General features: G+C 71.4%; 15 protein-coding genes. 12 read left to right on the forward strand and 3 right to left on the reverse strand.

Features of this window, described 5'->3' with window-relative positions; genetic code table 11:
- Position 1 precedes the first annotated feature (1 nt).
- The 9 genes from KVF89_RS28605 to KVF89_RS28645 are packed head-to-tail and all read left to right on the forward strand — an operon-like array spanning position 2 to position 9,110.
- A complete protein-coding gene (locus KVF89_RS28605; RefSeq protein WP_257430534.1) occupies positions 2 to 856 on the forward strand; it encodes an MlaE family ABC transporter permease in 855 nt (284 codons plus the stop codon).
- A complete protein-coding gene (locus tag KVF89_RS28610; RefSeq protein ID WP_257430535.1) occupies positions 853 to 2,253 on the forward strand; it encodes an MCE family protein in 1,401 nt (466 codons plus the stop codon). Before KVF89_RS28605 ends, KVF89_RS28610 begins: the two co-directional genes overlap by 4 nt.
- Positions 2,250 to 3,353 (forward strand): MCE family protein, encoded by a 1,104-nt coding sequence (locus KVF89_RS28615; RefSeq protein ID WP_257430536.1) that lies wholly within the window; start codon positions 2,250 to 2,252, stop codon positions 3,351 to 3,353. Before KVF89_RS28610 ends, KVF89_RS28615 begins: the two co-directional genes overlap by 4 nt.
- Positions 3,353 to 4,366, forward strand: coding sequence for an MCE family protein (locus KVF89_RS28620; protein WP_257430537.1), 1,014 nt, complete (start codon positions 3,353 to 3,355; stop codon positions 4,364 to 4,366). Before KVF89_RS28615 ends, KVF89_RS28620 begins: the two co-directional genes overlap by 1 nt.
- Positions 4,363 to 5,412 (forward strand): MCE family protein, encoded by a 1,050-nt coding sequence (locus KVF89_RS28625; RefSeq protein ID WP_257430538.1) that lies wholly within the window; start codon positions 4,363 to 4,365, stop codon positions 5,410 to 5,412. The genes KVF89_RS28620 and KVF89_RS28625 overlap by 4 nt, the downstream gene beginning before the upstream one ends.
- Complete coding sequence (locus tag KVF89_RS28630) at positions 5,409 to 6,758, forward strand: MCE family protein (protein ID WP_257430539.1); 1,350 nt, start codon at positions 5,409 to 5,411, stop codon at positions 6,756 to 6,758. The genes KVF89_RS28625 and KVF89_RS28630 overlap by 4 nt, the downstream gene beginning before the upstream one ends.
- Complete coding sequence (locus KVF89_RS28635) at positions 6,758 to 7,915, forward strand: MlaD family protein (RefSeq protein WP_257430540.1); 1,158 nt, start codon at positions 6,758 to 6,760, stop codon at positions 7,913 to 7,915. The genes KVF89_RS28630 and KVF89_RS28635 overlap by 1 nt, the downstream gene beginning before the upstream one ends.
- A complete protein-coding gene (locus tag KVF89_RS28640; RefSeq protein WP_257430541.1) occupies positions 7,912 to 8,583 on the forward strand; it encodes a hypothetical protein in 672 nt (223 codons plus the stop codon). The genes KVF89_RS28635 and KVF89_RS28640 overlap by 4 nt, the downstream gene beginning before the upstream one ends.
- Positions 8,584 to 8,588: 5 nt before the next feature.
- Positions 8,589 to 9,110 (forward strand): hypothetical protein, encoded by a 522-nt coding sequence (locus tag KVF89_RS28645; protein ID WP_257430542.1) that lies wholly within the window; start codon positions 8,589 to 8,591, stop codon positions 9,108 to 9,110.
- A 10-nt stretch (positions 9,111 to 9,120) separates the two neighbouring features.
- On the opposite strand, the gene KVF89_RS28650 is transcribed toward KVF89_RS28645, so the two are convergent.
- A complete protein-coding gene (locus KVF89_RS28650) occupies positions 9,121 to 9,402 on the reverse strand; it encodes a helix-turn-helix domain-containing protein (protein WP_257430543.1) in 282 nt (93 codons plus the stop codon).
- A gap of 167 nt (positions 9,403 to 9,569) precedes the next feature.
- Between KVF89_RS28650 and KVF89_RS28655 the strand changes: the two genes are divergently transcribed.
- The 3 genes from KVF89_RS28655 to KVF89_RS28665 all read left to right on the forward strand — a co-directional run bounded on the left by KVF89_RS28655 (position 9,570) and on the right by KVF89_RS28665 (position 12,344).
- Positions 9,570 to 9,941 carry a DUF6907 domain-containing protein gene (locus tag KVF89_RS28655; RefSeq protein WP_257430544.1) on the forward strand — a complete coding sequence of 124 codons (372 nt, stop codon included), beginning with the start codon at positions 9,570 to 9,572 and terminating at the stop codon, positions 9,939 to 9,941.
- Positions 9,942 to 10,062: 121 nt separating this feature from the next.
- A complete protein-coding gene (locus tag KVF89_RS30530) occupies positions 10,063 to 11,286 on the forward strand; it encodes a PucR family transcriptional regulator (protein ID WP_257430545.1) in 1,224 nt (407 codons plus the stop codon).
- Positions 11,283 to 12,344 carry an HAD family hydrolase gene (locus KVF89_RS28665; RefSeq protein WP_257430546.1) on the forward strand — a complete coding sequence of 354 codons (1,062 nt, stop codon included), beginning with the start codon at positions 11,283 to 11,285 and terminating at the stop codon, positions 12,342 to 12,344. Before KVF89_RS30530 ends, KVF89_RS28665 begins: the two co-directional genes overlap by 4 nt.
- Before the next feature lie 19 nt (positions 12,345 to 12,363).
- Here the strand turns inward: KVF89_RS28665 and KVF89_RS28670 are convergent, their stop codons facing one another.
- Both KVF89_RS28670 and KVF89_RS28675 read right to left on the reverse strand, forming a co-directional pair.
- A complete protein-coding gene (locus KVF89_RS28670) occupies positions 12,364 to 12,963 on the reverse strand; it encodes a mismatch-specific DNA-glycosylase (RefSeq protein ID WP_257430547.1) in 600 nt (199 codons plus the stop codon).
- 75 nt (positions 12,964 to 13,038) lie between these two features.
- Positions 13,039 to 13,983, reverse strand: a complete 945-nt coding sequence (locus KVF89_RS28675) for a type IV toxin-antitoxin system AbiEi family antitoxin domain-containing protein (RefSeq protein WP_257430548.1) — start codon at positions 13,981 to 13,983, stop codon at positions 13,039 to 13,041.
- Positions 13,984 to 14,009 lie beyond the last annotated feature (26 nt).

The raw sequence follows: 14,009 nt of genomic DNA on the forward strand, positions 1-14,009 counted from the left end.
CATGGCTGCCACCACTCCGCAGCCCCGGTTCTCGCCGCCCCGACGGGTCGCGATGCGACCGGTCGACAAGCTGGCCCAGATCGGCGCCGACATGCGCTTCTACGGCGAGGTGATGCGCCACATCCCCGCCACGATCCGCCACTACCCCCGTGAGGTGATGCGCCTCCTGGCCGAGGTCAGCTTCGGCTCCGGTGCCCTGGCCGTGATCGGCGGCACCGTCGGCGTGATGCTCGGGCTGACGCTCTCGGTCGGCCTCGTCGTCGGCATGCAGGGGTACGCCGCCCTCGACCAGATCGGCACCGCGACCCTCACCGGCTTCATCTCCGCCTACTTCAACACCCGCGAGGTCGCCCCGATGGTCGCGGCGCTCGCGCTCTCGGCGACCGTCGGCTCCGGCTTCACGGCCCAGCTCGGTGCGATGCGGATCAACGAGGAGGTCGACGCGCTCACCGCGATGGCCGTCTCCAGCGTGCAGTTCCTCGTCACGACCCGGGTCATCGCCGGCTTCGTCGCGATCATCCCGCTCTACGTGATCGGCCTGCTCACGTCGTACGCCGGATCGCGGTTGGTCACCGTCTATGTCTACGGCCAATCCGCCGGCACCTATGACCACTACTTCGAGCTCTTCCTGCCACCGATCGACATCCTGCTGTCCTTCGTCAAGGTGCTCGTCTTCGCCGTGATGATCATCCTGGTGCACTGCCGGATGGGCTTCTCCGCCTCTGGCGGTCCCGCCGGTGTCGGCGTCGCGGTGGGCCGTGCCGTGCGCCGCAGCCTCGTCGCGGTGGCGCTGCTCGACCTGATCCTGTCCATGGCGCTGTGGGGCGCCACCACGACGGTGAGGATCGCGGGATGAGCACGACCAATCCGGGTCGGATCCGCGACGTGATCGTGGGTCTGTGCGCCGTCGGCCTCGCCGTCGTGCTGCTGACCGTGGCCTATCTCGCCTACCACCGGGTGCTCGTGCCGAGCGAGACCGTCACGCTGCGCACCGACGTGGTCGGCAACGCCATGCAGACCGGCTCCGACGTGAAGCTCAACGGGGTGCCCATCGGCCGGGTGGAGAAGATCCGGGCCACCGAGGAGGGCGCCGCGCTGTCCCTGGCCCTCAACCCCGACGTGCTCGAGCTCCTGCCCGACAACGTCGTGGCCCGGCTGCTGCCCAAGACCCTCTTCGGCGAGCGGTACGTCGCGCTGGTCGAGCCGGGCACGCCGAGCGGCAGCCGGCTGCGCGGTGGCGACGTGATCCGGCAGGATGCGTCGGCCGAGGCGGCCGAGCTGCAGCAGGTCCTCGACGAGCTGCTGCCGGTGATGAAGGCGATCCAGCCCGACAAGCTCGCCGCGATGATGGGCGAGTTCGCCGAGATGCTGCGCGGCAACGGCGAGGAGATCGGCGACGCGCTGTCGATCTGGCAGCGCTACCTGACCAAGCTCGAGCCGCTCGTGCCGCAGATGGCCGACGACCTCGTCCGACTCGGCCGGGTCGCCGAGGAGTGGAACGTCGCCGCGCCCGACCTGGTCGACGCCCTCGCCACGATGACCACCAGCACGCAGCTGCTGGTCGACGAGCAGACCCAGCTGCGCGACGTCTACGCCAGCGTCATCGGCTCCGCCGACACCACCCGCGGCTGGGTGGCGAGCAACCACAACACGATCACGGTGCTCTCCAAGGAGAGCCGCCGGGCGCTGCGGGCCACGTCGCCCTATGCGTCACAGTTCCCGTGCCTGCTCCGCGCGGTGCGCGACTTCATCCCCAAGATGGAGCAGACGCTCGGCAAGGGCCGGGGCGAGCCCGGCCTGCACGCGGTGCTCCAGGTGGTGCCGACGCGGAGCAAGTACCTCGCCGGCCGCGACAAGCTCACCTACACCAAGGGAAACCCGAAGCCCCGGTGCCCGTACGTCACCGGACAGGTCGGCACCCAGCCGGCTCCCCGGGCCACGTTGCCCGGTACGACGGACCCGGCCGAGGGCGCCGACACCGGCTGGCCCGCCACCGGGACGCCCGACACCGATGACTCGGCAGATACGGGTGACTCGGGTGAGCCGCCCGCCATCGCCCCGCCGCCGGGCAGCAGCGTGCAGTCCTACGAGTACGCCATGACCGGGCTGGGCGACGCCAACTCGCCCGGTGAGAACCAGCTGATCGCCGAGCTGGTCGCGCCCACCCAGGGCATGGCCCCCGGCGAGTACCCGACGTGGAGCAGCCTGCTCCTGGGACCGACCCTGCGGAACACGAAGGTGGTGCTGCGATGAGCGGCGCGTCCGACCGCCACCACCTGCGCTGGACGGCGGTGAAGGCCCTGGTGTTCACCGTGGTCACCGTGCTGGCCACCATGGTGCTGGCCCTCACGATCCGCAACGACTCCGGTGGCGACGCCCAGGACTACGCGGCCGTCATCACCGACGCGACCAGCGTCAGCCGCGGCGACGACGTCCGGATGGCCGGCGTCAAGGTCGGCAGCGTCCGAGACGTGAAGATCACCGACGGCCGGCTGGCCAAGGTGAGGTTCACGGTCCGCAAGGGCGTGCGCCTGCCGGAGAGCACGATCGTCCAGATCCGCTTCCGCAACCTGGTCGGGCAGCGCTACCTGGCGCTCGTCCAGCCGTCCGGCGTGACCAGCAGCCCGACGGTCGGGCAGACCGGCACCGACGCCACCGCGGTGAGCAACACGACCGCCGCCACGGGTGCCACCATCAAGCCCGGGCACACCTTCGGCGTCGACCAGACCCGGCCGGCGCTGGACCTGACCCTGCTGTTCAACGGCTTCCAGCCGCTGCTGCGGATGCTGGACCCCGACGACGTGAACCGCCTCAGCGAGCAGATCATCGCGGTCTTCCAGGGTGAGGGCGCCACCGTCGAGGGACTGCTGAAGAGCACCGCGTCGCTCACCACGACCCTGGCCGAGAAGGACCAGGTGATCGGGGACCTGATCACCAGCCTGAGCAGCGTGCTCACCACCGTCAACGAGCGCTCCGGCCAGCTCGACACCACGCTGCTCACCATGCAGCAGCTGGTCTCCGGCCTCGCCGAGGACCGGGCCGCCATCGGCGGCGCGATCAGCGGCATGGGAGACCTGACCACCAGCGTGGCCGACCTGCTGGGCCAGACCCGACCGGCCGTCCGCCAGTCGATCAAGCACCTGGGCAAGCTCTCGCAGAACCTCGACGAGCACAGCGACGAGGTCGAGTCCTTCCTCGAGCTGCTGCCCGTCAAGCTGGACCGGATCGGCCGCCTGAGCAGCTACGGATCGTGGCTCAACACCTATCTGTGCTCGATGGAGGGACGGATCCCCATGCCCCAGGGATATATGGGCGACCTCGGCGCCCTGCCGGTCGCGGAGAGGTGCCACTGATGACCCGCTTCCGCCGCTCGTTCGCCGAGCGCAACCTGGTCGTGATCGCCCTGGTCGGGATGGTCGTGCTCGGTGTCTCCTTCATGGCCGCCATCAACCTGTCGTCCCTGCCGGTCGTCGGCGGCGGCCCCGAGCACGAGGCCGTCTTCGCCGAGGCCGGCGGGCTCAGCCCCGGCGACGAGGTCCGCGTGGCCGGCGTCCGGGTCGGCGAGGTCACCGACGTCGACCTGCGCGGTCGCGACGTCGTGGTCCGCTTCCGGGCCAAGGGCGTCGACCTCCCCGACAAGACGACCGCCGCGGTCAAGGTCAAGACCATGCTCGGGCAGAAGTTCCTCGCCATCGACCCGCTCGGCTCCGGTGAGCTGAAGGGCGCGATCCCGCTGGAGCGCACCTCCGTGCCGTACGACGTCAACGCGGCCTTCTCCGACCTGAGCACCGCCGCCAGCGAGATCGACACCGATCAGCTCGAGCAGAGCTTCCGGGCGATCTCCGACACCTTCCGCGGCACGCCCGAGTCGGTCCGGCAGATGGTCGACGGCCTGACCGCGCTCTCCCGAACCATCTCCACCCGTGACGAGGACCTGGCCGAGCTGCTGAAGGCGACGAGCAAGGTGAGCGGCACCCTCGCGGGCCGCAACGAGCAGATCGCGGCCCTGATCAACGACGGCTCCGACCTGCTCGGCGAGCTCCAGCAGCGCCGCGACGCGGTGAACGCGATGCTGGTCGGCACCGCCAACCTCGGCACCCAGGTGCGTGGCTTCGTACAGGACAACCAGAAGACCCTGGCGCCGGCCCTGGCCAAGCTCGACAAGGTCTCCGCCATCCTCGAGCGCAACCAGGACAACCTCGACAAGGCGCTGCGCCAGCTCGGTCCCTACTACCGCGTGCTGGCCTCCGCCACGGGCAACGGTCCCTGGGCCGACTCCTACCTGTGCGGCCTCTTCGACGACGACCTCAACCCGATCCTCGAGAACGACGTCGTCCGCAACTGCCACCCCGGAGGTGCCCGATGAGCTCCCTGCGCCAACGCCGACTCGTGATCGGCCTCGTGGTCCTGCTCCTCGTCGCCGGCGGCTTCGGCCTCCGTGCGCTGCTGCGCGACGAGCCGGTGCGGTTCAGCGCGATGTTCGAGTCCACGGTCGGCCTCTACCCGGGCTCCGACGTGCAGGTGCTCGGCGTACCGGTCGGACGGGTGACGGCGGTCGAGCCGGACGGCGAGAGCGTCCGGGTCGCCATGGAGCTCGACCCCGGCCGCGAGGTCGCCGCCGACACGGCGGCGGTCATCATCGCGCCGACGCTGGTCAGCGACCGGTTCGTCCAGCTCACCACGCCCTGGGTCGCGGGGGAGGGCACCACCAAGCTCCGCTCCGGCGCCGAGCTCAGCATGGACCGGACCGCGGTCCCCGTCGAGGTCGACGACCTGTACGAGGGCCTCCAGAGCGTGTCCGACGCCCTCGGCCCCGACGGTGCCAACCGCGACGGCGCGCTGAGTGACCTGCTCGAGGTCGCGGCGGCCAACCTGGAGGGCGAGGGCGAGGGCCTCAACACCATGTTCCGGGAGTTCGGCGAGGCCAGCGCCACGCTGTCCGGCCTCGACGACGACTTCTTCGCCACCATCAGCAACTTCGAGAAGCTCAGCGCGATGCTGCTCGAGAACGACGCCGCCGTCGGCGAGGTCAACAAGCAGTTCGCTGACGTGGCCGGCTACCTCGCCGAGGACCGTGACGACATGGGCGCCGCGGCGAAGAACCTCGGGGAGGCGATGCAGGTCCTCGACGACTTCATCCGCCAGAACCGAGGCAAGCTGAAGGCCAGCGTCGACAACCTGGTGCCCACCACCAAGGTCCTGCGCAAGCAGCGCGACTCCCTGGAGGAGATGGTGCGGCTGGCGCCCCTGCTGATGCAGAACCTGCTCGACCTCTACGACCCGGAGCACAACGTGCTCGTCGGCCGCGGCAACCTCAACGAGGCCACGATCTGGGCCGACGCGCTCACCGCGCGGACCTCCGAGAACGCGCCGCCGACGATGTTCGAGGGCGCCGGAAGGAGCCGACGATGAGCACCCGACCCACGACCCGCCCGCCGCGCAGCGCCCGTCGCTGGGCCGCGGTGACCGGAGCCCTGGCGTTCGTCCTCTCCGGCTGCGGCCTGGGCGGCGGCATCTACGACGTGCCTCTGCCCGGTGGCGCCGATGTCGGCAACGACCCGATGACGATCACCGTCGACTTCACCGACGTGGTCGACCTCGTGCCGCAGAGCAGCGTCAAGGTCTCCAACATCGCCGTCGGCCGGGTCTCGGACATCGAGCTCAACCCCGACGGGCTCAGTGCCCGCGTCACGCTGGTGGTCCGCAACGACCTCGACCTGCCCGAGAACACCGGCGCCCGGCTGCAGCAGTCCTCGCTGCTGGGCGAGAAGTACATCGCCCTGGTGCGCCCGTCCACCCCGGCCGGCGGGGGAGAGCTGCGTACGGGCTCCCACATCGGGCTCGCCGCGACCAGCCAGGTGGCCGAGGTCGAGCAGGTCCTCGGCGCCGTGTCGACCGTGCTCAACGGCGGCGCGGTCGGGAAGTTCCAGGAGATCTCCCGCGAGCTGCAGAAGGTCGCCGAGGGACGGCCCGAGCAGATCCGCGACTTCCTGCGCACCACACGGGTCTTCGTGGAGAGCCTCGACGCCCGCAAGGACGCGATCGCCTCCGCCCTCGACTCGCTCGCCGACCTGTCCGCGACGCTCGACGACGACAAGGACAAGATCGCCACGGCGCTGGAGGGGCTCAGCCCCGGCATGAAGGTCCTCGCCGAGCAGCGACCCCAGCTGGTGGCCATGCTCACCTCGCTCGACCAGCTCAGCACGGTCACGATGCGGACCCTCGACGCCTCGAAGGAGGACATGATCGAGGACTTCCGGCTGCTCGAGCCGATCCTGAAGAACCTCGCCGCCGCCGGTGACGCGCTGCCCGAGTCGCTGCAGATCCTGCTGACCTACCCGTTCCCCGATGCCGTGCTCGGCACCATCAAGGGCGACTACCTCAACGCCTTCGTGACGACCAACTACAGCTCGCTGCCGCCCGGCTGCGCCGCGATGGGCTGCCCGTGGTCCCAGCCCGGCTTCGACCTCACCGGCATCGCGTCCGGGGGGCCGGCGCAGGCACAGCGGCACTCCTCCTCGGCATCGACGCCGCCCGCGACCGAGGGGACGCCCGCGGCCACGGAGTCGCCCTCGGGCACGCCGTCGTCGTCCCCGACGTCCGGGGCCTCGCCCTCGCCGTCGCTCCTGCCGCCGACGGACTCGCCGATCCCGGGCATCCCGGCGCCGACCCTGCAGGTGCCGAAGCCGACCGGCACACCGAGCCCGTCCGGTCCGACCGGCGCTCCGTCGTCCACTCCGACCACTACGGAGGACTGATGCTCAACATCACCGCCAAGGCCAAGCTGTTCGTCTTCATGGCGCTCGCGATGGTGACCACCACCTTCCTCGCGGCGCAGTACGTCGGGCTGGACCGCTACGTCGGCGGCTACCGGATCACCGTGGAGCTGTCCGAGGCCGGCGGCCTGTTCGACAACAGCGAGGTCACCTACCGCGGCGTCCCGGTCGGCCGGGTGGAGAGCCTGGTCGCCACCGACGACGGTGCGCGCGCCGTCGTCCGGATCAAGCCGGGCTCGCCCGACATGCCGGCCGACGTCGAGGCGCGGGTCGTCAACCGCTCCGCGATCGGCGAGCAGTACCTCGACCTGCGCGGCGGCCCCCTGGGCGGCGACAAGCTGGGCGAGGGCGACCGGCTCACGGTGGGCGCCAACGGGCTGCCGCCGTCGCTCGACGGGCTGCTGCGCAGCGGCCGGGACTTCGTGGCGTCCGTGCCCTCCGACGCGCTCACCACGGTCATCGACGAGACCTACGACCTCTCCCGCGGCAACGGGCAGCACATGGCCCGCCTGGTCGAGACCTCCTCCGAGTTCGCCCGCAGCGCGGACAAGCACTTCCTGGTCTCGGCCAGCCTGATCCGCAGCTCCGGCACGGTCCTGGCCACCCAGGAGGCCGCGGCCGAGAGCTTCCAGAGCTTCAGCAAGGACATGTCGCTGCTGGCTCACGCGCTCGCCGAGCAGAACGAGTCGTGGCGTCAGCTGATCGAGCAGACCCCGGCCGCCGCGCGCGAGCTGGGGGTTCTCTTCAAGACCGTCGGAGAGCCGCTCGGCGACCTGATGGGCAACCTGGTCTCGACCGCCCAGGTCTTCGGCACCAACGCCGCGGGGGTCAAGGAGACGCTCATCAAGCTGCCCGAGGGGATCAGCATCACCTATGCCGTGATGACCGCGAAGGGCCTGCGGATGGGCGTCACGCCCACCTTCTTCAACCCCCTGCCGTGTGTCACCGGCTATGGTGCGACCGAGTTGCGCCCCGGCCTGGACGTCAGTCCGGGCAAGCCGTTCAACACCGACGCCGGGTGCACGGCGCCCGCCGCGGGCGGCAACGTCCGCGGGCCGGGTGCGGTGCCGAAGGGCAAGCGGCCGGTGGGCGTGGACATGACCGGCAGCCTGGAGGATCTCATGGGAGGGACGCCGTGACGGACGGACCGGACGAGAGCACCGAGTCGTCGGAGGATCCCGTGGCCGACTCTGCGGGGGACCCCGCGGAGGACGCTGCCGGCGAGTCGGCCGCCGCGCCGGAGCTCGACGGCCGTCCGTCGGTCGTCGTGCTGGGTGCGGACGACTCCGCGGCCACGTCGGGGCGCCTGCGCCTGGGGCGCTGGACGCTGGTCGTGCTCGCCGCCAGCATCGTCGCCGTGGTGGTGGCGTACCTGTCCTGGAGCAGGGCCGACGACGATCCCGCGCTGGCGCGGGCGGAGCTGCGTGACCTGGCCATCATCGAGGGCACGGCCGCGGTGGAGGCGATGAACTCGATGGACTACCGCGACGTGGAGGCGGGCCTGGAGGCCTGGCGCTCGGTCACGACGGGTGTGCTGCGCGACCAGCTGAGCGCGATCGCCGCCGACGAGCGGCAGCTCCTGGCCGACCAGGGCAAGATCGCCACCGGCCGCGTCGTGGAGGCCGCGCTCACCGAGCTGACCGACCGCACCGCGACGATGATCGCGGCGGTCGAGGTCACCGTCGCCGACAAGGACCCCGCTCAGGAGCCGACCGTCAAGCGGAACCGCTACAGCGCCGACCTCGTCCTGGTCGACGGCGACTGGCTGCTCGAGAACCTCGGACAGGTCCCGGTGGCGACATCATGACGGTCATGACGCGATCCGCGAACCGCGCCTTGATCGCCCAGGCGCTCGCGCTGGTCGTCGCCGTCGTCCTGATCGGCGTCGCGGTGGTGCTGGGCCTGCGTGCGCAGTCCCTGCGTGACGACCCGGCCCTGGCCAACCGTGCCCAGCTCGACGACGCGGCGGTGCGTCAGGTGACGACCGAGGTGTCCCGCGGGCTCGCCCAGGTGTTCAGCTACGACTGGTCGCAGCCCGGCATCACCAAGGCGGCCGCCGACGAGCTGCTCTCCGGCCAGGCGCGCGAGGAGTACGACACCCTCTTCGCCAGTCTCCAGGAGCGTGCCCCCGACCAGAAGCTCACCCTGAGCACGCAGGTCCAGGTCGCCGGTGTCCAGCACCTCACCGAGACCAAGGCGACCCTGCTGGTCTTCCTCGACCAGTCCAGCAGCCGTGCCGAGGACGAGGAGTCCTCGGTGTCGGCGGCTCAGCTGCGCGTGGAGGCCGAGCTCGACGGTCGGTCGTGGGTGATCACGGCCCTCAACCCCCTGTGAGGGGCGGGGCTCAGCCGCCCTGGGTCAGATCGGGCGCCCAGACGGGGAGCAACGAGCTGAGGGACACGCCCAGCGCCTGACTCAGGGCCAGGGCGTTGCGCATGCTCATGTTCGCCGGCGAGCCGGGCTTCGACTCGCCCTTCTCGTACTGGCGATAGGTGTTGGCGGCGATCCCGGCGCGTTGCGCCACACGCTCCTGGCTCAGCCCGGACTCGTGGCGGGCGCGTTGGAGGTTGACGCCGAGCTCGCGGACGAAGGCGTCCCAGGAATGGTCGGCAGGCGAGGAGGACACGGGGTCAAGCATGCAGCGAATCACCGACACAGGTGTACATACTGGTATGTGGATATCTGGTGGTCGGGGCGTCCTGTGGACAACGTCCGGTCGACGGCGGCAGCTGTCGGGGCTGGTTCCTAGTCTCCAGAGACCGTCATCATCCGCTCGGACTCCGGAGGCAGATCATGGAGAGCTCGCGCCCCACCTGGCTCGATGAGCCGTGCCCGCCGTGGTGCCTCCGGGAGCACGACGAGGACGACCACCCGGAGGACCGGGAGCACCGCGGCGCGGCGATCGACGTGGCGGTGGTTGCCACGGGTGAGGATGCTGTACCCGTGACCGACGCACTGAGCCACCTCGACCTCGTCGTCCAGCTCCACCGCCGGGTCGGCGGACCGGAGGAGTGGGTCAGCATCGAGCCGGCCGAGGCGCGGCAGCCCCGATTGGCGCTCACGCGCGGGTCGGCCCGTGCCCTCGTGGCGGCCCTGCACCGCGTCGACGGTCACCCGGGACCGGGGTCCCTGGTCGAGATCGCGGACGATTTGTCACCTGGATGACAACTGACGACATCTGCCCGGAGCGCGTCGGCCGCGCGTGAGGAACGATCAGGACAGGAGTGAGACTGTGACCGGTGACACTGAGCGTCCAGGGGGAGGCGGTGATCAGAGGGAGGGTGCCGTGCCGGATGCAGCGATGCAGATGGACTCCTCGGAGACAGCCCGGCTCGTCCTTCCATCTGTCCGCCGCCGACTGCCACGCATCGCCCAGCAGGTCACCGAGGAGATCCGGACCACGGTTCCCGGCTTCGCCGACAGCGACCATCGACAACAGCTGGTCTCTACGGCCGTCAACAGTGCGGCCGCCTACTTCCTGGGCAGCGCGTTGGGCGAGCCGGTGTCCTCGATGGCCTCCGACGACCTGTTCCGCAAGATGGGCTTCCGCGAGGGCGGGCTCGGCGCGGACCTCTCCTCCCTGGACAGTGCGGTGCGGGTCGCCGCCGGCACCTACTGGGCCGAGATCCGGGTGGAGGCCGCCCGGCTGGGCGTCTCGCCGTACGCGCTGGAGGACCTTCGCGACGCCCTCGACGTCTATGTCGACCACCTGCTCGCCCAGGCGCGCCAGGGCCACGTCGCCGGCAGCGCCGCGCGCGAGCAGGACAGCGGGCTCGCCCGGCGCCGGCTCGTCGACGGGCTGCTTGCCGGCGCGGACCCCGACGACATCGTGGCGTACGCCGAGGTGGCGCTCTGGCCACTCCCGCCGCTGCTGGTCGTGGCGGCCGTCGAGCTGCCGGGGGGTGCGCGCCTCGACCCGAGTGTGCTTCCCTCCTCTGTGCTGTGCCGGACCGCATCGGGGCGGGCCGCATTGATCACGAGCGAGGACGTCATGACGGATGCGATCGCCACCGTCAGGAGCCAGCTGCCCGCGGCGCGGTTCGCGGTCTGCTGGCCGGTGGAGGCGCGCGACGCGCCCGCGGCCTACCGCTGGACCCAACGCGCGCTGGCGCTGGCGAGCAAGGGGATCCTCCCCGCTCGTCCGGTCCTCGACTGCCGGGCCTACCGCACCGAGATCTGGCTCCACGCCGAGCCCGTCATGCGTCGCCAGCTCGCGCAGGAGCTGCTCCAGCCCCTGCTGGAGGAGACGCCCAACTCCCGCGAGATCCTGTCCGAGACGCTGCTGGTGTGGCTGGAGACCCGCGACAGCGCCCCGGCGATCGCGGCACGACTGGGGGTCCATCCGCAGACCGTGCGCTATCGCTGGCGCCGCATCAACCAGCTCTTCGGTGAGGCGCTGCACGACCCGGAGTACGTCGTCCAGCTGACCCTTGTCCTCAAGGCCAGCATCGCGCTCTGGGTCGCGGGTGATCAGAGCGACTTCGAGCGATACTCGGGACGCGTTCAGTGAACCTCGTGATCGTGCTCATCGTCCTGATCCCGGCGATGGTCGCCCTGCTGCCGCTGCCGGGGTGGCTGGCCCTGCGGCGCTCGCGGCAGCAGGGTGTCGAGTTCCGGGACCTCGCCGCGCTGCAGGCGGCGCGGGGGGTGGACACCGTCCTCCTCGACCGCTGGGGCACGGTCACCACCGGCGAGCTCGTGGTCAGCGACATCGATCCCATCGAGGACGGCAACGAGCGCAACCTGCGGTGGTTCGCGGCCGCGCTCGAGCATGCCGCCGACGACCATCCGGTGGCGCGCGCGATCGCCCGCCTCGCCGGTCCGGGACGCCTCACGGGGGTCGAGTCCTTCCCCGGTCGCGGCATCAGCGGGGCGGTGGACCGCCATCCGGTCCGGGTGGGCAGCCCCGGCTGGCTGGGCATGGAGGCCCGCGACGGCCTGGGGAAGACCATCGGCGTCGAGGTCGATCACCGCCCTTTCGGCTACCTGACGGTGACCGACCAGGTCCGCGCCGACGCGGCGCTGGCGGTCGCCCGGCTGCGGGCCGCGGGGATCCAGCCGATCCTGCTCTCCGACGGCACCGCCCTCGACACCGAGCACCTGGCGCAGGCCTGCGGGATCGACAAGTGGCTCCTCGGCAAGGACCCCGCCCACCGGGAGGAGCTGGTCCGGGAGCAGCGCGGCCGCGGGCACACCGTTGCCCTGGTCGCGCGCGACGACGGCAATGCGGCGGCGCTCGCCGCGGCCGACCTCGCGTTCACCGATGCCGCTCCGGCGGTCGACGCGGAGACCGGCGCGGAGGCGGGCGCGGAGGCGGGGCCAGTCCCGCACGCGCGCCTGGTCGACCTGGACGCGCAGCGGGTCGCGCACGCCCTCGAGCTCGCCCGCGCCCTGCCGGGCGTCGTGGCACGGACCCGGATCGCCGGCCTCCTGATCACCGGCGTCGGCGCCCTGCTCGCCGGCCTCGGCCGACTGAACCTCGCCGGCGCCATCGGCTGCGCCGCCCTCGGCGCCCTCGTCGTCGCCGTGGTGGCGGTGTGGTCGTTGGAGCGCCGCCGGCTCAGCTGACCTCGCTGGGGGGCCTGTCTCAGATGATGCCGGCCGCCTCGGCCACCTCGCGGTAGGCGGCGGCCAGCGACGCGACCGTCTCGTGGGCGTTGAGGCCGCTCGGGTTCGGCACGACCCACAGCTCGGCACCGGCCCACAGGTCGTCCAGGGGCTCGGGTTGGCGGCCTGGCGTGGCCTTGGGCAGACCGAAGGCGGTGCGGTACGCCGTGATGCCGGCGATGGCCACGACCTTCGGCCGCGTACGGGCGACGAGCTCGGTCAGCCGGACGCCGCCCGCCCGCAGCTCCTCGGCGCTCAGCTCCGAGGCCTTCGCAGTGGCGCGGTGCACCACATTGCTGATCCCGATCCCACGCTCGCGCATCATCGTGCGCTCCGCGTCGCCCATCCCGTCGGCCGGGTCGACCGGCTCGGTGATCACCCCGCCGAGCAGCAGCGCCGGATAGAACCGGTTGCCCGGATGCGCGAAGTGGGTCTGCGTCGCGGCGGTCCACAGGCCCGGGTTGATGCCGACGAAGAGCAGCTTCAGCTGCTGGCCGGGCGCGTTCGGGAGCAGGTCGGGGACCTCGGCGTCGCGGAAGGACTCCAGCTCGGCCCGGGAGAAGGTACGACGGCGGCTCACGTCAGGAATCTTGTCATCGTCGTGTGGATCTGGTCGCACCAGGCGCGACCAGATCCACACGACGATGGCTGTGGGTCAGCACCGGGGGCAGCTGGTGCTCCGGCCGGTCCAACCCCGCTGGTTGAGCAGTTGGCCGATGCTCCACGCCGTGTGGCACTGGCTGCCGAAGACCTGGCCCCAGCCGAGGCGTACGGTTTCGCGCCCGGCCACCGCGGCGTCGAGGTCGCGGGCCAGATCGCGGTCACGGTTCCGGATGCCGGAGTGGTGCAGCCGACCGTCCAGCTCGACGATCAGTCCGAAGGCGACGTACACGACATCGCGGTAGACCGTGCCCTTGGCCGACTCCATCACCTGGCGAGCGGCGATCGGCAAGCCATGGGCCTGCTCCACGCGGTGGAGATAGCCGTGCTCGAGGGTGGAGCACGTCCCGGCTCCGGCATCGGCCACGACCTGGGTGAGGAAGGCCCGGCGGCGGATTCGGGTACGGCCTGCCAGCGCTGCCGAGAGCGTCGACGCGCTCAGCTGACGGCCACCGATCGCGTCGGTGATGACGGCCACGGCGTCCATGTCGTTCGCCGCCGCGGCAGCAAGGTCCAAGGCCCACTGCGCCGGCAGCTGGCGGGGCGGAGAGGTCGTCCAGTCCACGTCGTGGGGGAACCGGCGGGACCGGCGTACGTCGATGCCCGGGACGCGGAGGCTGCGGGTCCAGTCGACGACGACCTCGATCGGACGATGGTCGTCGGCACTCCGGCGCCGCCGCGCGTCTGCGGCCCGGGCAGCCGAGGCCGCTCGCAGGCCGGCTGGCCAGCACGCGAGCACCGCGGCCCACGACCGCTGGTGCCAGCTGAGGGGACCGGTCTGGTCGGCGTACACGCCGTCGTGGACGCTCGTCAGCTCACGTCGCCTGATCAGCCGCGCGATGTCGTTGGGGGAACAGCCCAGCTCGAGCAGCTGCGCGCGGCGGATCAGCCCCGCCTGCTCCTCGCGGATCTGCGCCGCGAGTTGGTCCCTGCCGTCCACGACCACGACTCTGGTCGGGCTCTTCC

It is taken from the genome of Nocardioides carbamazepini (assembly GCF_024614185.1).
GTDB classification, from domain to species: Bacteria; Actinomycetota; Actinomycetes; order Propionibacteriales; family Nocardioidaceae; genus Nocardioides; species Nocardioides carbamazepini.

Bases quoted from the DNA above. Each gene is read 5' to 3' on its own strand.
- KVF89_RS28620 (WP_257430537.1), top strand. From the start codon at position 3,353: ATGACCCGCTTCCGCCGCTCGTTCGCCGAGCGCAACCTGGTCGTGATC.
- KVF89_RS28645 (WP_257430542.1), top strand. From the start codon at position 8,589: ATGACGCGATCCGCGAACCGCGCCTTGATCGCCCAGGCGCTCGCGCTG.
- KVF89_RS28605 (WP_257430534.1), top strand. From the start codon at position 2: ATGGCTGCCACCACTCCGCAGCCCCGGTTCTCGCCGCCCCGACGGGTC.
- KVF89_RS28630 (WP_257430539.1), top strand. From the start codon at position 5,409: ATGAGCACCCGACCCACGACCCGCCCGCCGCGCAGCGCCCGTCGCTGG.
- KVF89_RS28625 (WP_257430538.1), top strand. From the start codon at position 4,363: ATGAGCTCCCTGCGCCAACGCCGACTCGTGATCGGCCTCGTGGTCCTG.
- KVF89_RS28655 (WP_257430544.1), top strand. From the start codon at position 9,570: ATGGAGAGCTCGCGCCCCACCTGGCTCGATGAGCCGTGCCCGCCGTGG.
- KVF89_RS28610 (WP_257430535.1), top strand. From the start codon at position 853: ATGAGCACGACCAATCCGGGTCGGATCCGCGACGTGATCGTGGGTCTG.
- KVF89_RS28635 (WP_257430540.1), top strand. From the start codon at position 6,758: ATGCTCAACATCACCGCCAAGGCCAAGCTGTTCGTCTTCATGGCGCTC.
- KVF89_RS28615 (WP_257430536.1), top strand. From the start codon at position 2,250: ATGAGCGGCGCGTCCGACCGCCACCACCTGCGCTGGACGGCGGTGAAG.